Raw genomic sequence first — 25,792 nt, 5'->3', positions numbered from 1 at the left:
AGTTCAGCTCGGCGCGGGCAGGCGTAACACCAACCGGGCCCCTCCGAGTGGGCTGGCCTCCATCGCGGCCGTGCCGCCGTGCAACTCGGCCTGCTGGGCGACCAGCGCCAGCCCCAGCCCCGACCCGGATCGCGCCGCCGTCGAGCCGCGGGAGAACCGCTCAAACACGGCGGCGCGCTCCTCCTCGGGGATCCCCGAACCGTTGTCGTCGACGGTGATCTGCACGCCTTCACCGGAAGCGACCGCGCCGAGCTGGATTTCGGTGGCGTCGCCGTGCTTGATCGCGTTGGTGATCGCGTTGTCGACGACGAGGCGCAACCCGGCAGGCAGGCCCACCATGAGCACCGTCGTCGACGACGACAGCGACACCTTCAGCCCGGGATAGTTGCGCATCGCGTCGTGTGCGGCACGGTCCAGCAATTCGGTGATGTCGACGGGGACGAAGTCGTCGACGGTGGTCAGTTCGCCCTGCGCGAGTCGCTCCAACGCCGTCAGCGTCGCCTCGATCCGGCTCTGGGTGCGCATGACATCGGCGATCACCTCCTGGCGCTGCTCGTCACGCATCTGAAGCGTGGAGAGCACCTCGAGGTTGGTGCGCATCGCCGTAAGGGGTGTGCGGAGTTCGTGCGAGGCCACCGCGGCGAAATCCCGCGCCGACTCCAGTGCCGCACGCGTGCGCTGCTGTTCATCACCGATCCGGGCGAGCATCCCCTCGACGGCTTCGGCGATCTCGACGGCCTCCTGAACGCCGCGCACCTGAACCTCTTCCGGTTTGGACTGGGCGTTGATCGCGCGCGCCTGCTGGGCCAGCAAGCGGAACGGGTTGATCATGATCGACCACATGACCCACCCGACCAGCACGGTGCCCACGATCACGCCCCCGCAGATCAGCAGCACCCGTCGGTGCAGTTCGTCGATGCGGCGTTGCGTCTCGGCGAGCGGTGCGCCGATCGCGATCAACGCGTCGCCGGCGGTGAACGTCCGGACCCGGTATTCGACACCGTCGATGGTGGTGTCGGCGTAACCGACGTCGAACCGCGGCAACACGATGTTCTCCGGTATGGAGACCGTGATCTCGTCGACGCGGGCCGTGCGGACCAGGCCGCCGTCGGGGATGGGCGGGTTGACGTCGGCCTGTTGCGCGGTGCGCAGCAGTTCGCTGATGTCGCCGAGGCTGCTCACCGAGTCGAGGCGACGGTCCAGCTGGCTGTACTGGTCGTTGGTGACGCCGAACCACACCCACGCGCCCAGCGTGATCACCAACGCGACCACCGACAGCGCCGCGACGATCACGATGATGCGCAGTGACATCACGCGGGTCAGCAGCTGGTACAGGCGTCCACCGAGTCGCACGATCAGCAACGATAGGACGGATCAGACCCGTCGCGGCAGTTGCGCGCCGATCAATGGCGCAATCTTTTCCGCCATGTAGGTATGACCGGCGTCGGTGGGGTGCACGCCGTCGGGGCCGATGAGCTCGGGCCGGTCCACGAACCACCGGGCGGCGATCGGGTCGACGAACGTCGCGCCCGCCAGTTCGGCCTGATATTTGAGGGTGTCACGGATGCGCATGACGGCGGCGGGAACGTCGGCCGTCGGCCACGGCGGCCCGATCACGAGGAAGAGCGCGGACGGCGCGATCCGCCGGGCCAACAGGAACGTGCCGTAGACCAGCACCGACAACTGTGTCGGGTCGACGTTCTGATCGTTGCGCGAACCGAAGAACACCACCAGCGTGTCGTCGGGCTTGACCGTCGCGGCGGTCAGATCCTCGAAGAGGCTGCCCCGGTTGCCACGGGTGCCGTAGCCGGCTCCACCCTCGGCGCCGACGACCGCTGTGGTCGACAATCCCTGCTCGGCCAGGATCTGCCAGGCCTGGGTGGTCCAGGATTTCTCGCCGAGCCCGCCTTCCGGGCCTCCGGTCGTGTACGAGTCGCCGATCACCGCGATGCGGTTGAGCGCGAAGCTGAGCACGTCGATTTCCTTGTGCTCCATCGGCTTCGGATGCTGATAACCGGTGACCACGAGAATGGCGATCGCCACCGCGACGGTCAGTGCGCTCCTCACCGCGCCGGCGTACGACCGTGAGAACACGGGCGCGAGAAGCGTCGTCACCCGGCGCGGGCCGTCATCACCTCGGACCTTTCGCGCGGGCGCGACACGGTGTGCAACCTGCCTGTCGCATCCGGGATCGACGCGGTGGGGCCGTTCAGCATGCTGCGCATCCATTTCCGGGCGGGCTCCTCGACAAAGTGGTACAGCATGACCGCGCCGATCAGCGCGGTGCCAAGCAAGGCAACCATTATGAGCTTGCCCGTGAAGTCCGATGACAGCGTCAGCCCGAATTGCTGCACCATCCAATCCCAGGTGGTGTGCACCAACTCGTGAACCATGTAGAGGCAGAACGACACATGCCCGAGGTACACGACCGGCCCCAGCGAAAGAAGCCAGGGCAGCGATCCGGCGCCGATGGCCAGGGTGAACAGCAGCGGCACGAACAGCACGTCGACCAGGCCGGCACCGTCGACGATCTTGGGCAGTGGGTGTGCATCGAGTCGGTAGAGGATCGCGACGATCGCGGCGCCGAGCAGAAGTGCGGCGTACCCGGCGGCGCGCCGAGCCTGATCGCTTGGGTCGAGCTTGCGCACCGCCGCTGCGATCAGGGCGCCGGCGGTGAACTGCATGACGATCCGCGGCAGCCAACTCCACGGGGTATAGAACTGCCCCGACGCCAGCAGAAGCAGGATCGGCGGCATCACGGCAACGAAGGCCAGCGCGATCAGGCCCCTCGCCCTTGTCGACCGAGCGATGCGGAAGATCACCAGGATCAGACCGCCGAACAGCAGATAGGCCAGCCACTCCGCGCTGATCGACCACGCCGGCCCGTCCCAACTGGAGCCGTCGAAGTAGGGCACGAACCACAGTTGGACCATCAGCGCCTGGCGCAGATAGTTCGTCGCCGTCAATGTCTCGGCTGCCGGTGACGGCACCCGGCCGACCTGCAGGGTGAAGATGATCCACAGGGCCGCCAGATGCATCGTCACCAGGTAGACCGGCCACACGCGGGCCAGCCGAAGCCACAGGAAGCGCAGCGTGGCTCGCCACTCGAACGACGGTCCCATGCGGTCGAGATAGTTCCATGCCAGCACGAACCCACTGAGCATGAAGAACAGGTCGACACCTTGGGCACCGCAGTTGAGCAGCGGCGCGAACGCCGATCGGAACCCCGGCACGGACTGCTCTAGCAGGGGTCGGAAGTGAAAGAGCACCACCCATACGGCGGCGACGATGCGCAGGCCGGAAAGGGCCTTGATTTCTCCGGTGCGCACAACACTCTCTTCGCGGAAGTCCGTAGCGTTTTCGTTCGGGGTCCTGCCTGATAACCACACCGGGTTGGTCCGCTCCCCTGACCACAGACCCCGGCAGCCACCGAAGGGTAGCAGCGGGGCTCGCCGCGGTTCAGGCCCGAAAAGTGCGCGCAGGCGGCGTGCGACGTTCGAAACCGTTGGTAACAAGGCACTTCGGCGACGACAGCAACATCGGTGAAAAGTTGTCCGACACGCCGATGAACCGACTCTGAACACACTCTTGACTGATTCCAGAAAACAGAGCATATTGGCAGCGTGTCCCCCACGCCTGACTACGCGGATCGGCTACGCGCCGCCGATCTTCGCGTGACCCGCCCGCGGCTTGCGGTGCTGGAGGCGGTCTACGGCAACCCCCACGCCGATACGGAGTCGATCTTCGGCGCAGTGCGTCGCGCCCTCCCCGACGTCTCCCGGCAGGCCGTCTACGACGTGCTCGCCGCGCTCACCACCGCGGGGCTGGTGCGCAAGATCCAGCCCTCCGGGTCAGTCGCCCGCTACGAGTCGCGTGTCGGCGACAACCACCATCACGTCGTATGCCGGTCGTGTGGCGTCATCGCCGACATCGACTGCGCCGTCGGCGAAGCGCCCTGTCTGACGCCGTTTGACCCGAAGGGCGCGTTGGACGGCTTCGTGCTCGACGAGGCCGAGGTCATCTACTGGGGCTTGTGCCCAGAGTGCTTGGTATCGCAGGTTTCCCGATCACAACCGTGATCACAGCCCAAATAACCCACCGGAAGGAACGCTGTGTCATCTGATACGTCCGACGCTCGCCCGCCTCATGATGATTCCAAGACAGCCAGCCACAGCGAGAGCGAGAACCCGGCTATCGATTCGCCGAAGCCGAAGTCGCACGCTCCTCTGACGAACCGGGACTGGTGGCCCAACCAGGTCGACGTGTCGGTGCTGCACAAGCAGAACGAGAAGGGCAACCCGCTCGGCCAGGACTTCAACTACGCCGAGGAATTCAAAAAGCTCGACCTCGAGGCGTTCAAGGCCGACGTCCACAAGCTGATCACCACCTCGCAGGACTGGTGGCCCGCCGACTACGGCAGCTACGCGGGCTTGTTCATCCGCATGAGCTGGCACGCCGCAGGCACCTACCGCATCTTCGACGGCCGCGGCGGCGCGGGCCAGGGTGCCCAGCGTTTCGCCCCGCTCAACAGCTGGCCGGACAACGCGAATCTGGACAAGGCGCGCCGTCTGCTGTGGCCGATCAAGCAGAAGTACGGCAACAAGATCTCCTGGGCCGACCTCATCGCGTACGCCGGAAACGCCGCACTCGAAGTGTCGGGCTTCAAGACCAAGGGCTTCGCGTTCGGTCGCGAGGACATCTGGGAGCCCGAGGAGATGCTGTGGGGCCAGGAGGACACCTGGCTGGGCACCGACGAGCGCTACGGCGGCACCAACGACAGCGATCGCAAGCTGGCTGAGCCATTCGGTGCGACCACCATGGGCCTGATCTACGTCAACCCGGAAGGCCCTGAGGGCAAGCCGGATCCGCTGGCGGCTGCGCACGACATCCGCGAGACGTTCGGCCGGATGGCGATGAACGACGAGGAGACCGCGGCGCTGATCGTCGGTGGCCACACTCTGGGTAAGACGCACGGCGCCGGCGACGGCGACCTGGTCGGACCCGAGCCGGAGGGCGCCCCCATCGAGCAGCAGGGGCTGGGTTGGAAATGTGCGTTCGCCTCCGGTAAGGGCAGTGACACCATCACCAGCGGCCTCGAGGTCGTGTGGACGCCGACCCCCACGGAGTGGGGCAACGGCTACCTGCAGACCCTGTACGGCTACGAGTACGAGTTGACCAAGAGTCCCGGCGGCGCTTGGCAATTCGAGGCCAAGGACGCTGAGGCGATCATTCCCGATCCGTTCGGGGGCCCGCCGCGTAAGCCGACGATGCTCGTCACCGACATCTCGATGCGGGAAGATCCGATCTACGGCGCGATCACCCGCCGTTGGCTGGAACATCCCGAGGAGATGGACGAGGCCTTCGCCAAGGCGTGGTTCAAGCTGATGCACCGCGACATGGGTCCCGTGAGCCGCTACCTCGGGCCCTGGATTCCCGAGCAGGAGATCTGGCAGGACCCGGTGCCCGCGGTGGACCACGAGCTGGTCGACGAACAGGACATCGCCCAGCTCAAGAGCAAGCTGCTCGACTCGGGCCTGACCGTGCAACAGCTGATCAAGACCGCATGGTCGTCGGCGTCGAGCTTCCGTGGCACGGACAAGCGCGGCGGCGCGAACGGCGCGCGGATTCGCCTTGAGCCGCAGAAGGACTGGGAGGCGAACGAGCCCGCCGAGTTGGCGCAGGTGCTTCCGGTGCTCGAGCGCATCCAGCAGGAGTTCAACAGCTCGGCGACCGGCGGCAAAAAGATCTCGCTGGCCGACATCATCGTGCTGGGCGGCTCGGCTGCGGTCGAGAAGGCTGCGCGTGACGGCGGTTTCGAGATCAACGTGCACTTCGCGCCGGGGCGCACCGACGCCACGCAGGAGGACACCGACGTGGAGTCCTTCGCGGTGCTCGAACCGCGGGCGGACGGCTTCCGTAACTTCGCGCGGGCGGGTGAGAAGGCTCCGCTGGAGCAGCTGCTGGTCGAGCGGGCCTACATGCTCGACCTGACCGCTCCAGAGTTCGCGGTGCTGATCGGTGGTCTGCGGGTGCTGAACGTCAACCACGGCGGCAGCAAGCACGGCGTGTTCACCGACAAGCCGGGTGTGCTGAGCAACGACTTCTTCACGAACCTGCTCGACATGAGCACCGAGTGGAAGTCGGGTGCGGCGGAGAACGTCTACGAGGGTGTGGACCGCGCGACGGGACAGCTCAAATGGACGGCCACCGTCAACGACCTGGTGTTCGGCTCGAACTCGGTGCTGCGCGGCATCGCCGAGGTCTACGCCCAGGAAGACAGCAAGGACAAGTTCGTCGAGGACTTCGTCGCTGCCTGGGTGAAGGTCATGAACAACGATCGCTTCGACTTGGATTAACACCCGAGTCTGATCGTCGATAACGAAATGCGGCGCCCCGCGGGCTCATCGGGCTCGCGGGGTGTCGCGCATCCGGCGCCCTTCCTGTTGCTCTCCATCCGCGGTGAGGACGAAGCCGCCGAGGACGAATACCGGGCGATGATGCGGTTCGCCGGTCTCGATACCACCGGCATGCGGCGCATCCGGTTGACGCACGAAGCGCTCGGGCACATCGACCTCGACGACTGGTCCGGAATCATCCTCGGCGGCGGGCCCTATAACGTCAGCGATCCCGCCGATGCGAAGTCGGCGACGCAGCGGCGGGTCGAGTCGGAGTTACTGGACCTCATCGGGCGCATCGTCGACCGGGACTTCCCGTTTCTCGGATGCTGTTACGGCGTCGGCACGCTCGGGACCGTCATCGGGGCCACGGTGGACCGCACACATCCCGAACCGGTCGGCGGGCTCACCGTCAGCGTCACCTCGGCGGGCCGCGACGACCAACTGTTCGCCGAGGTGCCCGACGTCTTCGACGCCTACGGCGGCCATCGGGAAGGCGCGACCTCGCTACCGCCCGGCGTCGAACGCCTCGCATCGTCACCGGATTGCCCGGTCCAAGCGTTCCGGGTGGGGCGTCACGTGTACGCCACGCAGTTCCACCCCGAACTGGACCTCGACGGTCTGATCACCCGGATCGACGTCTACAAGGATTACGGGTACTTCCCGCCGGAATCCGCCGAAGTCTTGAAATCTGCTGTCCGCCAATGGGATGTCCGTTATCCGCAGACCATCCTGCGCCGGTTCGTGGAGCGCTATTCGCGCTGACGATTGGTTCGGCGTTCGTCGGGGCACTCCAGGGTGGTGCACTCCGTCGAGTACTCCCCCAGCCGGTCCGCAGACGTCTACGGCGACCCGGCGCAACGCACCGTCCTGATGTGGCACGGAGCGCAGACCGATTCGCGCGCCGCGATGCGGCCCCTGGCAGAACGGGTGCACGAGCACCGACTGTCGGTTGTGCTGGCCGACTGGAATTCGCACGCCGACGACCGTGGGCGTAGCGACTTGTTGGCGTCGGCCGAATTTGCGCGCAAGCATGCCGGCGACGGGCCGCTGGTAGTCGTCGGCTGGTCGATGGGTGGCCTGGCGGCGGCCGGTCTGGCGGTTCACGCCCCAGAGTTCGGTGTGGCCCACACCGTCTGCCTCGCGGGGGCATTCATGGTCCCCGATCCGGTCAGCGGCTCACCGCTGCCGGCTGAGTTGAACGGTGTTCCTGCGTCGTTCACGCTGTTGCACGGTGCGCGCGACGACGTGATACCGTCCTCGGCCAGCCGGGAGTTCGCCTCGACACTCGAGCGCAACGGCTGGCCCGTCTCGTGCGTCGTGCTGGAGGCCGACCACGGGTCGATCGCCGGCGCGACATACGACCCTGCCGCCGACCGCTACTCACCGGCTACCGATCCGGCATCGCTATCGGTGGCGACGGACGTGGCGGCGCGGATTGCTGCGGTGTTCTGATTCACTCCGCGGTGTCGATACGGTGGGCCCACCGCAGGTGCCCGCCGCCCATGTCGGTACAGACGAACGCGACGCCGTCGGAGCCCTGAGCCGACACGTTCTGTTCGGGGCAGTCCATCGCGACGTTGTGGATGCCGACGAGCGGCCCGGCCGGTGTCCAGACGCCCACCCTGTTGCAGACGAACGTTGCACCGGTGGGGCCGAGCCCGTAATTGAAATACTTGCCGGGCTTGCAGGGCGTCCCCTCGACGACATTGCGCGCGACGTTGGGAACGCAGTCGGCGGAGTAGCACACCGCAGAGGCGCTGGGAGCGAGAGCGATCGAGGCGGCAGTGGTTGCCAGGGCCGCCGTCAGCGCGGCGATGTGTGAGCGCGCCATCTCTCGATGGTGTCACTCGGAGGTGAAGTTCGGTGAGAAATCGCTTGACCTCAACAATGGTTCAGGTCGCAGAGTCAATACATGACTACTTCCACAACGCAGTTGACCCGGATCCGGGACGATCTCTGGCAGACCCGGATGGACTCGCCGTTTCCTGGCCTCACCACGCACGCGTATCTGTGGCGAGGTCCGCATGGCAACGTACTGTTCTACAGCCCCGCCACGGAGGCCGATTTCGACGCGATCGACGCGCTCGGCGGCGTCAGCGCGCAGTATCTGTCGCATCTCGACGAGGCCGGACCGAACCTGAAACGAATCGAGAAGCGGTTCGGTCGACGGCTGCACGCGCCGGAGGCAGAGATCGACACCATCGCCGAGCATGCGCGCGTCGACGTGGCCGTCGCTTCTGTGCGGCACGTAGACGTCAACGGTGTCGAGGTGCTTCCCACGCCGGGCCACTCCGCTGGCAGCACGAGCTATCTCGTCACCGGTGTGACCGGTGAGCGCTATCTGTTCACCGGCGACACCATGTTTCCGACCGCTTCGGAAACGTGGGCGACGTTCCTGGTTCCGGGCCGCGGCGATGCCGGCCAGCTGCGCGAAAGTGTGAAGTTCTTGGGCACTGTTGCCCCGGACCTGGTGATCTCGAGCGCATTCGGTGGCGAGACGGCGTGGATGACCGTCGACTCGCAACAGTGGGCCGAATGCGTGGCGCAAGCGCTGGCGACCGTGCCGTCGTAGCCGGTTCCTCTTGGGTTGTAGCCGTTCTTGGCGCTCGCGGATCTCGTTTGTGAAACTAGCGGCAGTTTTTGCGGGATTTCCGTCGGTGGTTTCACAAACGGAGTCGCGCTAGGGCGTGCGCTGGTCGTAGGTGTCGTGCCAACGCCACCACTCGTAGGGCGGGTCCTGCGGACAGCCCTCGGGTGAGTCTTCCCAATCCTCCTGCCGGCCGAGCGGCGTCACGTCGAGCAGGTTCCACGTGTTGACGAACACCTCGTCCCCGCGCTCGTTGATGAAATACGTGCGGTAGATACGGTTCTCGTCGTCGCGGATGAAAACGTTGGTGCCGTGCCAGTCGTGGACGCCGAAGTCGACGTCGAAGACTGCGTCCTTGGTGGGGAGGATCGTGTACCACGGGTGTCGCCAACCCATCTTGTTCTTCATGGCCTCCAGGTCGGGCTGCGAAGCGCGCGACGCATAGACGAACGTGGTGTCGCGGGCGTTCAGGTGGGCGAGGTGCGGAACGTGGTCGGCCATCAAAGAGCAACCGACGCAGCCGTGTTCGGGCCAGTCACCGTTGGAGGTGCCGGGCTCGATGAACGCCCGGTAGACGATCAGCTGGCGTCGGCCGTCGAACAGATCGAGCAAGTTCACCCTGCCCTCGGGCCCCTCGAAGGTGTAGTTCTTGTCGACGGCCATCCACGGCATCCGTCGGCGCTGGGCGGCCAGGGCGTCGCGGGCTCGCATGAGTTCCTTCTCTTTGACGAGCATCTCCTGCCAGGCGCTGTCCCATTCTGCTGGGGGAACTATCGGTCGTGTCTTCACTTCTTCTCACTCCCTTGTCATCTCGCGGTTAAGTCGTCGGAACGCCCGGCGGCGAGTCGCGGCCAGTGGGCGATCGGTCGTCCGTTGCTGCGCATAGGTTGGCGATCCGCCGCGAGCGGGTATATCGGCCAGCCCGGTGGTGAGTCCTCCCACTCTTCCTGGCGTCCGTACGCAGTGAGGTCCATCAGCGCCAGGCTGAAATCCATGGCTTCGACGCCGCGGCGGGTCGTCCAGTAGGTCTCGAAGACACGGTCGCCGTCGCGCAGATAGCAAACCAGGTGCATGAGATTCTTCTGGCGTCCGACGAGCAGGGTCTCGAGAGAGTCCTGCGCCGAGTACCACGGCATCTCCCATCCCATGAAATCGCGGTAGCGGCGGCTTTCGTCGTAGGGGCCCTGGCAGAACACTGCGTAGGTGATGCCCCGAGAGTGAAGGTACGACAGCTCGGTGACCTGGCTGGCGCACCATGTACAGCCTTCACACTGCGCGGGTGCCGGGTGGCCGGCATGCCACATGAAGTAGTACGCGATCAGTTGCGGGCGCCCCTCGAAGGCATCGAGCAAGGTGACCGGCCCTCCCGGGCCGACGAGCATTGTGGTGGAGTCGATTTCGACCATCGGCAGACGCCGGCGGGCCGCGGCGATCGCGTCGCCTTCGCGGGTATGGGCCTTTTCCCGGACCCGTAAGGCGTCGATCGCGGCCTGCCACGTCTCGCGGTCCGCGACCGCAGGGATCGAGGTCATGACGCTGCTTCCAGTTCACTCTTGAGGTTGGCGAGCTTCCATGGCCATCCGCCGGAGATCAGGCCACGCACAGTGCTTTCCGGCGGAAACTCGTCGTGCACGACAGTCAGCTTCACCTGGCCGTCCTCGACGGGTTCGATCTCGAAGGTGACCTTCGACCGCCTCTCGGCCGCCGCCTTTTTCACGACGTCCTGGTCGAGGCCCAGCGTCACCAGTTCGGGCACGAAGGTGTGAAAGGTGAACGCGAGCCGCCGATACGGCTCCGACTCGAGAATCACCTGCTCCGGATCCGTGATCTCCAGCCCGGTGCAGTCGGACCATACATAGGAGGAGCCCTTCTTGAAGTCCGACACCAAGGCGTGACCCATGTAGCGGTTGGAGAAGGCCGGGTCTGTGATGGCCTGCCACAGGCGTTCGGGTGTGGTGCGGATATAGGTGATGTAGACGAATTCGCTGCTGCTCATAGGGTGGGTCTCCAATGCTGTCTTGAGGTCCGCGAGCGTCTGCACCCGCGCGCGGTCGTACTGATGGATCCAGCGGTCGGCTATCGCGTTGATCGGTTCCGCGTTGAGGTAGTGCAACTTCTCGCGCCCCCGCCACACGGTGGTGATGAGGTTGGCGGATTCCAGCACGGCGAGGTGCTTGCTCACGGACTGGCGAGCCATCGACAAACCCGAGCACAGATCGCGCAGCGTCTGGCCGTTGCGGTCGTTGAGGCTGTCGAGAAGCAAGCGCCGATTCGGGTCGGCCAGCGCCTTGAAAACGTCGTCCATCCCTGCCACCTGGTTCATGCAGCCGGTTGGCTGCACGTTCGACGATAGGCAGCCTACTGGCTGCGTGTCAATGGTCAGTTGGTCCCCCTCCGCCGAGCGCGCGCTCAGCACGTGATGCGGCGCGGGGACTCGCGATGGTCGCACGTTCGGTGCTGTCAAGCGGTTGCGCTGAGCTCCTCGAAGCGCGCCAATGCCGAGCTGCGCTGGTCGGAGTCGAACACCTCCAAACGGGAGAGGTGATCGCCGTCGAAGAGGGTGAGCATCACCACGGGTAACTCAATCGCGAAACCGTTGGTCGATGTCCCCTTCACAACGACCTCGCTCACAAGCCCCTCCGGCGAATAGGTGAAAACTTGCGAATGTTCGATCCATAGGTCTGGCACCAGCGAGGCCATCGCCTGGATGGATGACATGTGGTCGGTGACCGTTTGAATGTCTGGACTCGACAACTGCCGGTGGTTCGCATATACGGCACCGGCGCCGAGCCTAAGAAGCGCCTCCCAGTCATGGCGGTTCGTTGTCTCGGTAACACGGCGCGCCGCCTCGATCACCTCCGGATGCTCGACCTCGCCCGACGCGATCCAGCGAGCGTTCAGCTCTCTCATCGCGGCGTCGAGATCGTCGCTGTCGAAAATCACGGAGTGACAGACCAATCCGTCTTCCGTGACTTCCGTGATCGACAAATCTTCGACTGTGATGGGCTGACCGGGCGCGTCGGTGTTGCGGAACCGGTCACGGCACAGCACTAAACGGTGTCCCCGGATGGCGACCGGTTCGTCAGTCCACTGCCAACTTGCGGGCGCTTCCGAGATCATGCTGGGCACGAATTCCTGTATGAGCAAACCCTGGCTGCGCAATCCTTTCCGTCGGTCGTCGTAGCGTCCATCCTGGGTGATAAGTACGCGGAAGTCATCGAGGTCGCGGTGGTCGAAAGCATGGATCAACTGAGCCCGCGTGAGCGTTGCGGCGTTTACGAGCTGATGCGCGGGTCGACAGAGGTCATCGAACCGCGCGAGTGCCGCGTCCAGGTCGGCCTCGTCGAACACTTCGCAGCGGCTGAGTGCATCACCGTCGACCGTAAGCAACGTGAGTTCTCGCCATTCACCGTCGAATCCCTCTTGAGACGTGGCCTTCACCACCTGGGTAACGACCGCTCCAAGGGTGTCCAGCCGATGGACGACTTCGGCGTAGGCGCGGATCTTCGGAACGACGTCCCACGTGGCACTAACCAACGGGATCTGTTCACCCGGTGCGAACGAGGTGCCGCCACGCCGGTGGTCGATGTTCACCCAGTCCGGGGTGGTATTGAATAGCTCTCGCCGGTTGAACGCGGCGTATCCGTCAGCGACCGTTGACCATGTACGGCAGTACGGCGCGGCCTCACCTGCGAGGTATCGGGCCTCGAGTTCGGCGAAGGCGGCGTCGAGGTCATCGCTGTCGAAGTTAACGAAGTCGTCCATCAAGCCGTCGTCGTTGATCTCGACCACTGCTAGAAGTTCGACGGTGATTGGTCTGTTGTCATCGGCGGTGTCACGGTAAATCAGACGGGCCAGCGAGAGTCGCGTTCCTCTGGTCGCGACATGTTCTATGTCCATCCGCCAGGTCAGGGGCGTCTCAAACAGCGCTTGTGCAGCCTTCCTGCGGTCCGAGGAACCGTGCAGAGCTTGCAATCCTCTTCGGCGGTCGTCGATTCGGCCGTCTGCCGAAGTGAGGGCAAGGAATTCGTCAACATCGTGGTGATTGAAGGCAGTAGCGAGACGCCGCCACATCCACGTCGCAGCGTTTTCGGTCCGAAGCGGCGCCTGGTTGAGTTCATTGAATCGCGTTAGGGCGGCGTCGAGGTCCTCCTCGTCGAACATCTCGAAGCGGTCGGTCCGGTCTCCGTCGACCGTCACAACGGCGAGTTCGCGATATTCAGCGGGGAATCCTTCTTTTGAGCTTCCCTTCACGACCTGCTCGACGACCGCTCCACGTTCGTTCAGCCGATGCACCATTGCGATGTGCACAGTGACATCTGGCACGATGTCCCACGCGGCACGGAGGTTTGCGATGAGGTCATCTGCCTCGATCGTGGCGATTAGCCGGTGATCAGCCCACGCGGGTGTAGTCGCAGGAATCTCGCGGCGGTTGAAGGCGGCATAGGCCTGCGTGATCACCGACCACGTATGCGCGTGCGCAGCTGCTTCGCCTGCGACATAAAGACGCTCCAGCTCCACAAAGGCGGCGTCTACATCCTCGGTATCGAAGAATATTGTCTGCAGATCTACTTCGTCCTCAGCGACGTCGGTCAGCACCATCAGTTCGACCGTGACGGGTCCCGACGCATCGGCGCTGTCGCGGAACGTTTCTCGAGTCAGCGCGAGTCGATCGCCCCTTAGAGCGACAGGCTCAACTTCCAGTTGCCAGCTCGTCGGTGTTTCCGACAGAAGCGCATCCGCAAACTTCCTGTCCATCGCTCCCTCATCACGCAACCCTTTGCGGTGGTCCTCATAGTGACCCATGGCGCGCGCGAGCAAGGCTTTCGCATCTCGGCGGTTGTAAGCATCGGCGCCATATGCTCGCACCCGGACTGCGGCGTTATCGAGCCGCGGCGCTGGCCGAGTGAGCTCATTCAACCTGGCTATTGCGGCATCAAGGTCCGCCTCGTCGAACAGCTCGCACCGGTCGATTGAGCCTCCTGTGACCGTGAGAAGTTTAATGAATCGCCACTCGACATCGAAACCCTCCGGCGACGTACCGCGGGTGACAGCTGTGAGGAGCACTGCCGCGTCGCCTAGGCGATGCACAACTTCGATGTGAGCACTCCGGTCGGGCATCACGTCCCATACGGCGGCATGCCTTGAGGCGACGGAGACGTCGGATGCGAATGGTGTACCTCGCCGGTGGTCGGAGAAGATCCAATCCCTTTCAAAATTCTCATGCCGATTGAGCGCGGTATAAGCCTGTGTCACAACCGACCACGTACGTAAGTGAGCGGCCGCCTCCCCTGCGGTGTACCTGGCGTCGAGGTCTGCAAAAGCGACGGCGATGTCCTCGTTGTCGAACACCGTGTTCGACACCAGCCGGTTGGCGGCGTCTGTTTCGACGATCAGGAGAGCTTCTGCGGCGATCTCATCACGCGGTACTCCGCGTGCCGCGAAACGACTGCGACACAACGCGAGGCGCTCCCCGCGAGTCGCGATGACGGCTGACCCGATGTTCTTGAAGCCAACCTCGGCAACGGACTGCATGTTTTCGATATGGATCGCGCGACCGCGCCGCACGCCGGCGTTGACGACCTGGCGGTGATCGTACGAGGTGAAGTCCTCGGTCAAAACCTGTTGCATCGCTTCCCAGTCCCGCGAGTCGAAGCACGCCCACGCGCGTGCCAACGCACGAGTGGCTGCGTTCTCCGGCCGGCGCGGAAGCGCGCCCAGCTCGTCGAACTTGGCAATGGCAATGTCCAAGTCGGCCTCTTCGAATAGGTCGCAGCGATTCGTGACGGTGTCGCCAATCGTCAGCAGGGCGATCATCCGCCATTCGGCATAAAAGCCTTCCGGCCACCGGCCAAACGCCGTGTGTGTGAGGACGGCACCGCGATCGTTCAACCGATGGACGCACTCGATATACATCTTGTTGTCTGGTGTGACGTCCCACCCGGAACGGATATACGCGGCGAGGTCTTCCGCGGCGAAGGTTTCGCGCACCCGGTGGTCGACCGTCTCCCAGTTCGATACGCGCGGGACTTCGTGCCTGTTGAACATGGTGTAGGCCTCCGCGATGCCCGACCACACCTCGGCATACCGGGCCGCTTCGCCCGCGAGGAAGCGGGTGTCGAGTTCGGCGAAGGCGGCGTCGATGTCGTCGACATCGAACCCAACCCGAGCCACAATACGGTTGTCGGCGTCGACCTCGAGGAGGCTCAAGACCTCAGCACTCGACTCCTCCGGTTCAAGTCCGCGCATGGACGAACGGACGCGGGTGAGTGCGAGCCGTTCTCCGCGGGTCGCGATGACCGTCGAACGCGTATTCGCCGCCCCTGCTTCGGCGATGGCTCGAAGATCCGCAATGTGTGCGTCTCGCCCGCGCTGTACGCCCGCGTTCACCACACGGCGGCGGTCGTCTATGCATATGTCGTCGGATATAACCGCAGAAATCGCATCCCAGTCACGGGTGGCGAAGCGTTCCCAGAAGCGCGCATCCACCCGGCCGGCGTTGTTCTCTATGTTCGGTCCGCGGGTGCTGAGCTCGTCGAAGCGAGCAAGCGCGGCGTCGAGATCGGCTTCGTCGAACAGTTCTGACCGGTTGATCCGATCGCCCTCGATAGTCGAGAGCCCGATCTCACGCCACTCGGCGCTGAATCCCTCACGAGACGTCCCGTGAATGACGCGAGTGACAACTGCTCCCGTATCCGTCAGGCGGCGCACAGTCTCGACGTGAATCCTGATGTCTGGATTGAGAACATCCCAGGCGGTCTTCAGGAATGGCTCCAACTCATTTGGCGCGAACGACGTCACTCGCCGGTGGTCTACGTTGACCCAATCCGGCGTCGTCGGCGGCAGTTCATGGCGAAGCACCGCGGCGTAGGCGCCGGCGATGACCGACCACGTGTGTGCGTGAGCGGAAGCTTCGCCCGCGAGATACCGAGCTTCGAGTTCGGCGAAGGCGCTGTCGATGTCGTCGACGTCGAGCGCGATGAATCTGGTCAGACGAAGCTCCGCGTTAATTTCGATCAGGTGGAGCACTTCAGTGTCGAAAGCACCCGGACGCTCGTCGCGGCCCCAGAAACGGGAACGCAGCAGCGCGAGTCGCTCCCCTCGGACCGCGACGATTGCCGATGTCCAGTTGTTGACGCCAAGCTCGCCGGTCACGCGCGCATGGGCGATCGCCGCATCTCGCCCTTGTTGGCCTCCAGCGCCTACAACGCGCCGACGGTCGTCTGCGTAGAAGTCGTCGGCCATCGTCTGAGCCAGACCATCCCAGTTACCAGACGTGTAGTGAGCATTGAAAAGTTTGTATTCGCGGCTCGCGGCGTTCTCTAGTCGCCGCACCGGCTGACTGAGTTCCTCGAATCGCGCGAGTGCGGCGTCGAGGTCATCTTCGTCGAAGAGTTCGCAGCCGCTGACCAGTGGGCCGTCGACCGTGATCAAGTTGAGCATCCGCCATTCGGCTGGAAACCCCTCAGCCGTCGTTCCGCGGGAGACCTGCGTGACGAGCGCTCCCTTGTCGCCGAGCCGGTGCACTTCCTCGATGTAATTGTGAAGATCTGGCGTGAGGTCCCAGAGGGCAGCGGTCACTTCCCGAAGGTCACTGTTGGCAAGCGGTGTCCCCCGACGGTGGTCGATGGTTGACCAGTCTGCCGTCGACGGCGGGATTTCGTGGCGAGCGAGGCTCGTGAAGATACCCGCAACGACGGCCCACGTCCCTGCGTAACCCGCGGCTTCGCCTGCGACGTAACGCGTCTCGAATTCCTCGAACGCGGCGTCGAAACCGTCGGCGTCGAACGTGACGTAGGCCGCGAGCCGGCCCTCTGCGTCAATCTCGACAATGTCGAGGACGTCCGCTCGGAAATCGTCAGATCCAAAGTAGTGGGTACGACTGAGGGCGAGCCGCTCGCCGCGAATCGCAAGGATTTCAGAAGACACCGTGTCCACCCCGAGGTCCGCCATAACCCGCAGATTGGCAATCTCATCATCGGGACCACGCAACAAAGAGCCGTTGACAACCTGACGGCGGTCGTCGAAAGTGCAGTCCGCGGCCAGAAGTTCGCGGGCGGCGTCCCAGTCATGCCTCGCGAAACACGTTCGGAATCGCTCTGCCGATTGGCTTGCGGCGTTATTCAAGCGTGGTTCCGACTGATTCAGCTCGTCGAACTCCGCCAGGGCGACATCGAGATCGGCCTCGTCGAAAATCTCGCAGCGACTGACTAACTCGCCCTCCACCGTCACAAGGTCGATCTCCCGCCACTCCGCATAGAACCCTTCGCGCGAGGTGCCGGTCACCGCTCGAGTCACGACCGCTCCCAGCTCAGAGATTCTGTGCACCGCCGCGATATGGATGTCGATATCAGGTGTCTCTACCTGGGATGTCCGTATGTAGGCACCGAGCCGGCCAGCTGTGACCGGCGCCAAACGTCTGTGGTCGACGTTCACCCAGTCGGGCGTCGTCGGCGCGAGTTCGTTGTGATTGAGTCCCGCATAACCCCTGACGATGACCGCCCACGTCTGTGCGTAGGACGAGGCCTCCCCGGACATGTATCGGGTGTCAAGTTCCTCAAGGGCGCACTCGGTGTCGTCGAGATCGAACGTGACGAGCGATGCGATCCGCTCGGCGGCGTCGATCTCGACCAGCTGCAGCAGGTCGACGTGGAAGGCATCGGACGCCCCGTCGCTGACGGCGTACCGGACAGACGTCAGGGCCAGCCGCGAGCCTCGGGTCGCAAGGACGGCTGTTGTCGCATCCGGGTCGCCGAAATTTGTGACCGATCGGAAACTTTCGACCATGGCGTCGCGACCATGCAAGTCGACATTGACCACTTGGCGTCGGTCATAGCCCTCGAAGTCGTCGATCACCAGGTCAGCCAATGCAGCCCAGTCTCGCGCCGCGAAGCACGCGTACAGGCGGTCACTTACTCTGGTTGCCCCGTTCTCGAGCCGGTGCGCCTGACGGCTGAGCTCGTCGAAGCGGGCGAGCGCGGTCTCGAGGTCTGCTTCGTCGAACAGCTCGCAGCGGTCGATGAGATCGCCGTCGACGGTCGAAAGGGTCACTTCCCGCCACTCCGCTTCAAAGCCTTCGTCAGATCCCGCTTTCGACGCATACGTGACGACAGCTCCGAGGTCGTTCAGTCGATGAACCGTCTCTACGTACGGGCCTGCATGCAGCTCAAGCTCCCGCCCGCCGCGGATATACGCCATCAGGCCATCGGTTTCAAATGCGGCGCCACGCCGCCAGTCGACACTCACCGCGTTCGGTGTCATTGCGGGTCGCTTACGTCGACTCACCGATGCGTACGCGCCGGCGATGACCGACCATGCGCGCGCATACGGTGCAGCTTCGCCTCCGATGTATCGAGCGTCGAGTTCGGCGATGGCAGCGTCGAAGTCGTCTAGATCGAAGATAACGCCGGCGCGTAGTCGATTGTCGGTGTCGATCTCGACCAGAGTGAGGTCGTCCATATGGAAGGCTTCGGGCTTCGGATCCCTACCCGCGTACCGTGTGCGGAGCAGCGCCAGCCGGTCACCACGAACGGCGAGCACAACCGAGGCGATGCTTCTCGCGCCGAGCTCAGCGCCCGCCCGCATACTCGCCATGGTTGCGTCCCGCCCCTGCCGGATGTCGGTATTCACCACTCGGCGGCGATCGTCGACCGAAGCGTCCTCGCTCAGCAGCTCGCCCGCTGCATCCCAATCACGGTTCGCGAAAATCTCCTGCATGCGCTCGTGCGTGCGACTCGCCGCATTCTCCAAGAGCGTTGCGGGGAGAGTGAGTTGGTCGAATCGCTTCAGCGCCGCGTCTATGTCCGCCTCGTCGAAGACCTCGAAGCGCTTGAGCTCGTCGCCCTCAATCAGCAGGATGTTGACGACCCGCCATTCGGCTTCAAAGCCCCCTGGCGCAATCCCGTGTGACCGATTGGTGGTGACCACACCGCGATCACTGAGCCGATGTACCACCTCGATGTAAGTGCGGAGATCCGGCGTGAAGTTCCTCTGGGTGAGGGTGGCCATCGTCAGGTCCCCGCCCGCATACCGCATGACCCGGCGGTGGTCGATGCTCGGACAATCCGTCGCATCGTACTCATGCAGGTTGAATGCGGCGGTCAGCTCTGTGACGACTGACCAGGTCTGCGCGAACGGCTGCGCCTCGCCAGCCGAGTACCGTGCGTCAAGCTCCGCGATGGCCGCGTCAAAGTCGTCGTGGTCGAAACCGATCATCGCCGTGATCAGCCCAGGGTCATCGACTTCCGTCAATGCCAACACTTCAGTAGCAAAGGCCTCCGGCCGCGTATCGCGTCCTTGAAATAGCAAGTGGCTGAGAGCGAGTCCATTACCCCTTAAAGCCAGGGGTGTCGCCGAGATTTGCGCTACACCTAGGGCGGCGAGTTCGCGGAGGTTTGCAACCTCTGTGGCGCGGTCGTCGCTGACTCGGTGAAGACCACGCCGGCGGTCATCGACCCGGACGGCCCCGGCAAATAGTCTGGTGATTTCATCCCATTGATGGCCCGCAAAGAGCTCGCAGGACTTCCTGATGGTCCGCGTCGCAGTATTCTCCAGTGGCGATCGCTGCCGCGACTTTTCCCGCTGACCGTACAAGTCATTCAACTCCGCCAGCGCGGCGTCAAGGTCCTCGGGGTCGAACCACACCTGCAGCGAGACGCGACCGTCGTGGTCGATGCCGTAGATCTGCAGGAATTCGTCCTGTGGCGCACCAAGACTCGAGTCGGTGCTCCCCACAAACAATCGGGAGAGCGCCAAGCGGTCACCTCGCACGGCGACGACCGATTGGGTGATCCGTACGTCGCCGCTCGCCTCGAAGATGTGTCTGTTCTGGTGCGCCCAGTTACCCTGCTGCAGATCGGCCCGGGTGAACCCGACGATTTTCCGTCGACTCTCGACGACGTCCTCTGAGGCGAAAAGCCGCTCGAACTCCTCCCACGCCTGTCGGTTAATGGCGTCGATCACGCGCTGCCCCACCTCGACGCACGTGTTGGACAACTCGACAACCGGTTGCTCGACCGCGCTGGGCCTAGGTGCAGCAGAGGCATTCAGGAGCTTCCGCGCCTTCTCCGCAAGAGCGGCAGCACCTTTCCGGTCGTAGAGCGTCACCGCCTGTTCTGCCGCGGCTCGCATACCTGCCGTATCTCCGGCGATACGCAGCACTGTGGCCAGCGCCAGACAAGCATCACCGTGATCGACCAGAGCGTCGGTGGCTCCGGCGAGGCCGACCGCTTCCTCGGCGATCTGCCTGGCCCGATCGTGGGCACCGGCGCGTGCCAGCAACTGCGCTCTGACCGTCCGCCACGCGATCGATGCCTTCGACCCGTGACCAGCGAGACGCTCACTCTCGGCGCATAACTCGTCCGCCTCAGTATCCCGGTCCAACACCAGACATGCGCGCGCCAACAGCACCGCGGTGTCCGCGGTGTCGGTGTCCAGACCCATACGCCGAAGGCCCTCATAGGCCCGACGCAAGTAGGGTTCGGCGGCCGCCGGATCGTCGGCCACCAACTCGATGATGCCGGCGAACTGGTCCACCTCCAGAAGCGCGTGACGCAGGCCGAGTTCGGTCAGCGTCCGTCTCGCCGACTCGATCAGGCGACGCCCCTCGGCCGCGCGTCCCCGGAGCGCATCGAGCACCGCCTGACACCGCGTCGACGTCGCCTCCACAAGCGGCGACCCGGTCGTGATGCGCAACAGCCGCACCACATCCAGACACCGCCCGCCCGCACGCGGAACCGGATTGGGTCCCCATAGCGCCGCCAGCGGCGCACCCGCGAGTACTGCGTTGACCCGGCTGTGGTCACGGGCCCGTCGTGCCGCCGTCAGTGCCTGGTCCAAAGCCGTTTCGCAGTCACCGATGCGGCCCAGACGCGCCAGGCATCCGGCGCGGACGGTGTGCGCCTTGGCCTCCCCCGCGGCGTCGTCCAACGCCGCCAGTCGTTCGGCGGCCACGTTCACCGCCGACTCGATATCGTCCAGCCGCTCGGGATCGGTGAGCATCGAAAGCTCACCGTCAAAACAGATCCCCCATGCCCCGAGCCTGCCCGAATCGCCAGCAGTCGCGCGTAATTGCGTTACCGCATCTTTGGCTGATGTCACATCGCCGGCGGCGAGCAACGCCTCGCAGTGGGCGATCAGCAACTCGGCTTGCAACGCGTCGCGGTCGGGTAGTTCGTCGTCCAGTTCCTCGAGCGCATGGAGCGCACGGTCATAGAGGTCGGCCGCGCCTTCGTAAGCCACCCGCGACATCGCCTGATCCGCCGCACGCCGGCAGTATTCGACCGCCTTGACCGCGTTTCCGGCCCAAGCACATTCGAAGTAGTGATAGGCCAACTCGGCCAGCAGCTCGTCATCGGCGCCGGCTTCGCCTTCGAGCGTCCCCGCGATGCGCTGATGCAACCGCATGCGTCGCACGGAGGGAAGCTCGGCAAGCAGCGACTGCCGCACCAGGGCGTGATTGAACCGGTAACGGCCCCGGGCTCCTCGATGACGATGCCCGCCTTAGCGGCCTCGTCGAACGCATCCACAAGGTCTTCACCCACCACCTGCTCGACGAGTGTCAACGCGAACCGGCTCCCCACGACCGCGGCCGCCGCCAGCGCCTTATTCGTCTCGGCCGTGAGTCGGGACAGCCTGCGGCTCACCGCCTCTCGGACACCCTGCGGCAGCGTGCTCGGATCCCAACGGCCCCCGCTTTCCTCCACGTGGCGCAGGGCCTCGATCAGAAAGAACGGATTGCCACCTGTCACGGTCGCCAGCGCCCGGCCCAGTTCTTCGTCGTGGTAACCGACTTCGGCGACATAGGCGGTGACGTCGCCTTCTTCGAGGCCACTGAGCTGCAGCCGAGTCGCGGTACCGTCGCGGTGAAGGTCGGCGAGCATCGCGGCCAGCGGATGGGAGCGGTCGAGATCGGTGCTGCGGTACGTGCCGATGATCTGGACTCGAGCTTCATCCCCGAAACGCAGCAGGTGCCGCAGCAACAACAGCGTCGGTTTGGCCGCCCAGTGAAGGTCGTCGAGGATCAGCACGACGGGGGCGGTCGCGGAGGCTGTGCCCAGGAGAGCGACCACCGCGTCGAACATCGCGTAGCGCTCTGTGTCCGGATCGGCACGCGGCGGCACGGTCACGTCAGGCAGCGCATCGCCCAGTCCCGGCACCAACGGCAACAGCGACTCGACACCTCGCACGCTGCGCAGCCGGTTGGAATCGACGCATGACACCAGCGAGCGCAATGCCTCGGCGAACGGCTGATACGGCGCGCCGAGGTCTTCATCGCAGCGGCCGTACAAGACGACGGCGCCCTGCTCGTACGCGTGACGCGACCATTCTCCGGCCAACCGCGTCTTGCCCACGCCCGGTTCGCCGGCGATCAGCACCGCCCGGGTGCCCGCCGCAAGGGTCGACTGCCATGCCGACACCAGTCGTTCCAGTTCATGCCCACGTCCGACGAACGGTCCCGGGCCGACGAGGACGCCGGGCAGCGCAGGCCGCACCATCGGTGCCTCGGTTGTGGGCGGAGCGGGATCGTCCGCGGTCTCCATGCGCAGTTCGAAGACATGCTCGGGCCGAGGAAGGTTGCGCAACCGGCGCGTGCCCAGGTCAGCGAGCAGGACGTCATCCGGAAGCGAGTCGATGACAAGCTCGGCGGTCGCGCCGGAACACAGGATCTGACCACCCGTGGCCAGGGAACGCAGACGCGCAGCGCGGTTGACTGCCCGGCCGAAGTAGTCACCGTCGCGAAACTCCACTTCTCCGGTGTGGAGCGCCACCCGGATCCGCATCGGGTGCGCGAGCCGCCAATCCTCGTGACCGATGGCTCCCTGCAGTTCGATTGCGGCCGCCGCGGCCGCCGACGGCCGGTCGAACACCGAGAACGTCGCATCCCCTTCGCCGCGGGTCTTGATGAGCCGACCGCCGCGCGACGTGACGACCTGCTCAACGATCTCGTCGTGCCGGGCGAGCGCCCTCCCCATCGCGTCGGCATCGGCCTCCCACGCCGCCGTCGATCCCTCGATATCGGTCAGCAGGAACGTCACCGCGCGGGTGACCGTCGAAAGCTGCTGCGACTGAGGCATTTCCAACGCGGCATCCTGCGCGACGATCGCCGCCTCCAGCCTCCGCAACTCCGGTCCGGGATCGACACCCAGCTCCTCGGCCAACAGCGACCGCGCCCGCCTGTATGCGCCCAATGCCTCGCCTTGACGTCCCGCCCGGTACAGCGCGAGCATCAGGTGACCCCAACGACGTTCGCGCAGAGGCGCTTCGGCGATCGCGGACTCGAGTTCCCCTACGATCTCGGCGGCGCGACCCGTCGCGAGCAGGGCGTCGGCCCGGTCCTCCACCAGGGCGGCGTGACCTTCGAGCCAGCGCGTCTTCTCCGACGATCCCCGCGAGCTGTCCGGAAGTTCAGGAATGCCACGCCACAGGGCCAGCGCCTGGTCGAACAGGCTCACCGCGCGGGTCGGGTCGCCCGCGGCAAGGGCCTTACGGCCGAGTTTCGCGGCGGTCTTGTAGCCGACGGCGTCGATTTCGGTGGTGCTCAGGGTCCAGCCGGTGCCCTCCGTCAACACAAAGCCGTCCCCCAGGGCGCGACGCAGCGACGAGACGTGGGTCTGCAACGCCTTGGTGGCTGTCCGCGGCGGCTCGTCGCCCCAGAGCAGCGCGACGAGAGTGTCGCCCGACAGGACCGAACCGCCGTGCAGCCCGAGCATGGTGAGGATGGCCCGGGGCTTGGCACCGGGGATGGCGACCGGCAACCCGTACTGCCGGACCTGCAGAGGTCCCAGAACCCCCAGTTCCACCTCTTGGAGCGTAATCACATCGCGATCGTCTGAGGGCCGATTCAACATGCGGTCAAGAACCGGTAAAGAACCCTGTGAGCTGGGTCTTTGCGCTGGCAACGAAACCCGGTCCCCGGGTGTGGCAGGCTCAGCTCGTGGAGCTGCCCACACCGGATCCCGCCCTGCCCCATCTGGCCGATGTGGTGCCGTCGATCCTGTCGGCGATGGGCGCCCGCGGTTTCGAGAACTCCCTCGGGCTCGTCGATGACCTCGGAGGCGCCTGTGTCCTGCTGATCGACGGTTTGGGCGCCGAACTTCTCGACCGGTACGCCGCCGATGCACCCACGATGGCGTCGCTCCGGGGCAGGACGGTGACCGTCGGCTTCCCGTCGACCACCGCCGCGGGGCTGGCGGCCGTCGGCACCGGCCGCCGCTCCGGCGAGCACGGGTTCGTCGGCTACTCCTTCCGAGTGCCGGATGCCGGTGTGATCAACGCCCTGCGATGGCGCCCGCACCCCTGGGGCCAGGACCTTCGCGGCACCGTCATCCCTGAACAGATGCAGCCACTGCCCACCACTTTCGAGCGGGCCACCTCGGTGGGCGTCGCCGTCAGCGTCATCTCCGGGGCCGAGTTCACCGGCTCCGGCCTCACCCGCGCCGTGCTTCGCGGCGGACGCTACGTGGGTGTTCATGCACTCGGCGATCTCGCGGCGGCGGTGCAGACCACGCTGTCCGACGGCGGATTCTGCTACGGGTACCACGCCGAGCTCGACATGCTGGGCCACCTGTACGGCCCGGGGTCGACGCAATGGCGCATGCAGCTGCGACAGATCGACACGCTCATCGAATCGGTGGTCGAAGCGTTGCCGCCGGGCGGGTTGCTGGCCGTGGTGGCCGACCACGGAATGGTCGAGGTCTCCCCTGGTCGCACGGTCGACGTCGACGCCACCCCGGCGCTGCTCGACGGCGTGGAGGCGGTCGCCGGTGAGGCGCGGGCCCGGCACGTCTATATAGAGGACGGTTCGCAGGGCGATGTGCTCGACGCCTGGCGGACCGTGCTGGGTGAGCGCGCGTGGGTGCTCTCCCAGGAGGAAGCCATCGAGGCCGCCTGGTTCGGACCCCAGGTCAGCGACGAGGTCCGGCCCCGCATCGGCGATATCGTGGCCGCCGCCCGCGACACCGCGGCGATCGTGCGGCGCACCGCCGAGCCGCTGGAATCGTCACTGATCGGGCATCACGGGTCGCTCACCTTCGCTGAACAGACGGTTCCGCTGCTGCTGGCGCTCGGCTGAGTTCTCGTCGCAACCCTCGCGGTGCACGGCAGATCGACTGGAGTCCAACGTGATTCACAGTGTGATGCGATATCGCGGCGGCAATTCGATTGCTGCACGGCCAAATTCGACCGGTGGTATCCGATGTTGCTAAGCCGACGCCAAAAGGGTGACTCTGCAATGCTATTCGTGAAGTAGGCAATAGAAACCGCAGGCTGTGAAGGCCATCACAGAATTTGGTGGCGTTGTCCGGAAACTTGTAGCGTCCGACCGCGTGTTTGCTATTGCCACGCTTTTGACGCTTGTAAACCAGGTGTCCGGCACGCCGTACGTCACCGGCGGCGACTCGCCTGCCGGTACGGACTGCTCGGGCCTGGTGTCTTGGGTGACGAATGCAGCGACCGGTCGGCCCGTGTACGGGGACCGGTTCAACACGGGAAACATCGAAAGCGCGCTGCTCGAGCGTGGGTTCCAGTACGGCACCCAGCCGGGCGCGCTGGTCGTCGGCTGGAACAGCGGCCACACGGCGGCCACCCTGCCCGACGGCACTCCCGTCTCGTCCGGTGAGGGCGGCGGCGTGAAGATCGGGGGCGGCGGCGCCTACCAGGACCAGTTCACCAACCACATGTTCCTGCCGGTGCCGCCTGAGCAGCCGATGGTCCCGGGCGCCCCGCCCGCGCCGGTGGTCATGATGGCCGGGCACGCGCGCGCCCCGCCGGGCGCTCCGATCGCCCCGCCGCCGCCTCCGCCGCCGGG

15 protein-coding genes are annotated in these 25,792 nt (G+C 65.1%); 7 read left to right on the top strand and 8 right to left on the bottom strand.

Translation table 11 applies throughout. The features are described from left to right. Window positions 1-3 precede the first annotated feature (3 nt). The 3 genes from CEX88_RS24140 to CEX88_RS24130 all read right to left on the bottom strand — a co-directional run bounded on the left by CEX88_RS24140 (window position 4) and on the right by CEX88_RS24130 (window position 3,329). The gene (locus CEX88_RS24140) at window positions 4-1,311 is read right to left on the bottom strand and encodes a sensor histidine kinase (protein WP_082694195.1); all 1,308 of its coding nucleotides are present in this window, start codon (window positions 1,309-1,311) and stop codon (window positions 4-6) included. Between the two features lie 63 nt (window positions 1,312-1,374). Further along, on the bottom strand, window positions 1,375-2,067 hold the full coding sequence (locus tag CEX88_RS24135) for an Rv0518 family GDSL lipase (RefSeq protein ID WP_066840587.1): 693 nt from the start codon (window positions 2,065-2,067) through the stop codon (window positions 1,375-1,377). A 44-nt stretch (window positions 2,068-2,111) separates the two neighbouring features. Continuing rightward, window positions 2,112-3,329: an acyltransferase family protein gene (locus CEX88_RS24130; protein WP_064418580.1), complete on the bottom strand. Its 1,218-nt coding sequence runs from the start codon at window positions 3,327-3,329 to the stop codon at window positions 2,112-2,114. A gap of 294 nt (window positions 3,330-3,623) precedes the next feature. On the opposite strand from CEX88_RS24130, the gene CEX88_RS24125 reads away from it, so the two are divergent. Genes CEX88_RS24125 through CEX88_RS24110 form a run of 4 tightly spaced genes read left to right on the top strand, consistent with a single transcriptional unit; the run spans window position 3,624 to window position 7,850 of the window. Further along, on the top strand, window positions 3,624-4,079 hold the full coding sequence (locus CEX88_RS24125) for a Fur family transcriptional regulator (protein WP_126315859.1): 456 nt from the start codon (window positions 3,624-3,626) through the stop codon (window positions 4,077-4,079). Between the two features lie 33 nt (window positions 4,080-4,112). Continuing rightward, window positions 4,113-6,356 carry a catalase/peroxidase HPI gene (gene katG / locus CEX88_RS24120; protein ID WP_066840489.1) on the top strand — a complete coding sequence of 748 codons (2,244 nt, stop codon included), beginning with the start codon at window positions 4,113-4,115 and terminating at the stop codon, window positions 6,354-6,356. Between the two features lie 27 nt (window positions 6,357-6,383). Next, window positions 6,384-7,160 (top strand): glutamine amidotransferase, encoded by a 777-nt coding sequence (locus CEX88_RS24115; protein ID WP_094295419.1) that lies wholly within the window; start codon window positions 6,384-6,386, stop codon window positions 7,158-7,160. A 36-nt stretch (window positions 7,161-7,196) separates the two neighbouring features. After that, window positions 7,197-7,850: an alpha/beta hydrolase gene (locus CEX88_RS24110; RefSeq protein ID WP_238382182.1), complete on the top strand. Its 654-nt coding sequence runs from the start codon at window positions 7,197-7,199 to the stop codon at window positions 7,848-7,850. Between the two features lies 1 nt (window position 7,851). Here the strand turns inward: CEX88_RS24110 and CEX88_RS24105 are convergent, their stop codons facing one another. Next, window positions 7,852-8,229 carry a hypothetical protein gene (locus CEX88_RS24105; RefSeq protein ID WP_094295418.1) on the bottom strand — a complete coding sequence of 126 codons (378 nt, stop codon included), beginning with the start codon at window positions 8,227-8,229 and terminating at the stop codon, window positions 7,852-7,854. Window positions 8,230-8,310: 81 nt separating this feature from the next. On the opposite strand from CEX88_RS24105, the gene CEX88_RS24100 reads away from it, so the two are divergent. Further along, window positions 8,311-8,970 carry an MBL fold metallo-hydrolase gene (locus CEX88_RS24100; protein ID WP_094295417.1) on the top strand — a complete coding sequence of 220 codons (660 nt, stop codon included), beginning with the start codon at window positions 8,311-8,313 and terminating at the stop codon, window positions 8,968-8,970. Window positions 8,971-9,078: 108 nt separating this feature from the next. On the opposite strand, the gene CEX88_RS24095 is transcribed toward CEX88_RS24100, so the two are convergent. The 4 genes from CEX88_RS24095 to CEX88_RS24080 form a co-directional block, all read right to left on the bottom strand. Then, a complete protein-coding gene (locus tag CEX88_RS24095) occupies window positions 9,079-9,774 on the bottom strand; it encodes a DUF899 domain-containing protein (RefSeq protein WP_094295416.1) in 696 nt (231 codons plus the stop codon). A gap of 17 nt (window positions 9,775-9,791) precedes the next feature. Next, window positions 9,792-10,517 (bottom strand): DUF899 family protein, encoded by a 726-nt coding sequence (locus CEX88_RS24090; RefSeq protein ID WP_094295415.1) that lies wholly within the window; start codon window positions 10,515-10,517, stop codon window positions 9,792-9,794. Next, window positions 10,514-11,290 carry an ArsR/SmtB family transcription factor gene (locus tag CEX88_RS24085; protein ID WP_094295439.1) on the bottom strand — a complete coding sequence of 259 codons (777 nt, stop codon included), beginning with the start codon at window positions 11,288-11,290 and terminating at the stop codon, window positions 10,514-10,516. The genes CEX88_RS24090 and CEX88_RS24085 overlap by 4 nt, the downstream gene beginning before the upstream one ends. Window positions 11,291-11,445: 155 nt before the next feature. Then, window positions 11,446-21,390 carry a nuclear transport factor 2 family protein gene (locus CEX88_RS24080; RefSeq protein WP_476638878.1) on the bottom strand — a complete coding sequence of 3,315 codons (9,945 nt, stop codon included), beginning with the start codon at window positions 21,388-21,390 and terminating at the stop codon, window positions 11,446-11,448. A 2,530-nt stretch (window positions 21,391-23,920) separates the two neighbouring features. On the opposite strand from CEX88_RS24080, the gene CEX88_RS24075 reads away from it, so the two are divergent. Then, window positions 23,921-25,057 carry an alkaline phosphatase family protein gene (locus tag CEX88_RS24075; RefSeq protein WP_094295438.1) on the top strand — a complete coding sequence of 379 codons (1,137 nt, stop codon included), beginning with the start codon at window positions 23,921-23,923 and terminating at the stop codon, window positions 25,055-25,057. A gap of 253 nt (window positions 25,058-25,310) precedes the next feature. Next, the coding region (locus CEX88_RS24070; protein WP_099459218.1) for an NlpC/P60 family protein at window positions 25,311-25,792 on the top strand (482 nt) is incomplete at its 3' end.

The sequence above is a fragment of the Mycobacterium neumannii genome, assembly GCF_002245615.1.
Classification (GTDB): domain Bacteria; phylum Actinomycetota; class Actinomycetes; order Mycobacteriales; family Mycobacteriaceae; genus Mycobacterium; species Mycobacterium neumannii_A.
Note: the sequence above shows the minus strand (reverse complement) of the source record. Positions and strands in the feature narration are given on the sequence as shown.

What these genes read in the sequence shown, in the direction of transcription:
- CEX88_RS24140 (WP_082694195.1), bottom strand. Translation starts at nt 1,311, where the DNA reads ATGTCACTGCGCATCATCGTGATCGTCGCGGCGCTGTCGGTGGTCGCG.
- CEX88_RS24115 (WP_094295419.1), top strand. Translation starts at nt 6,384, where the DNA reads ATGCGGCGCCCCGCGGGCTCATCGGGCTCGCGGGGTGTCGCGCATCCG.
- CEX88_RS24105 (WP_094295418.1), bottom strand. Translation starts at nt 8,229, where the DNA reads ATGGCGCGCTCACACATCGCCGCGCTGACGGCGGCCCTGGCAACCACT.
- CEX88_RS24100 (WP_094295417.1), top strand. Translation starts at nt 8,311, where the DNA reads ATGACTACTTCCACAACGCAGTTGACCCGGATCCGGGACGATCTCTGG.
- CEX88_RS24090 (WP_094295415.1), bottom strand. Translation starts at nt 10,517, where the DNA reads ATGACCTCGATCCCTGCGGTCGCGGACCGCGAGACGTGGCAGGCCGCG.
- CEX88_RS24085 (WP_094295439.1), bottom strand. Translation starts at nt 11,290, where the DNA reads ATGGACGACGTTTTCAAGGCGCTGGCCGACCCGAATCGGCGCTTGCTT.
- CEX88_RS24080 (WP_476638878.1), bottom strand. Translation starts at nt 21,390, where the DNA reads ATGCGGTTGCATCAGCGCATCGCGGGGACGCTCGAAGGCGAAGCCGGC.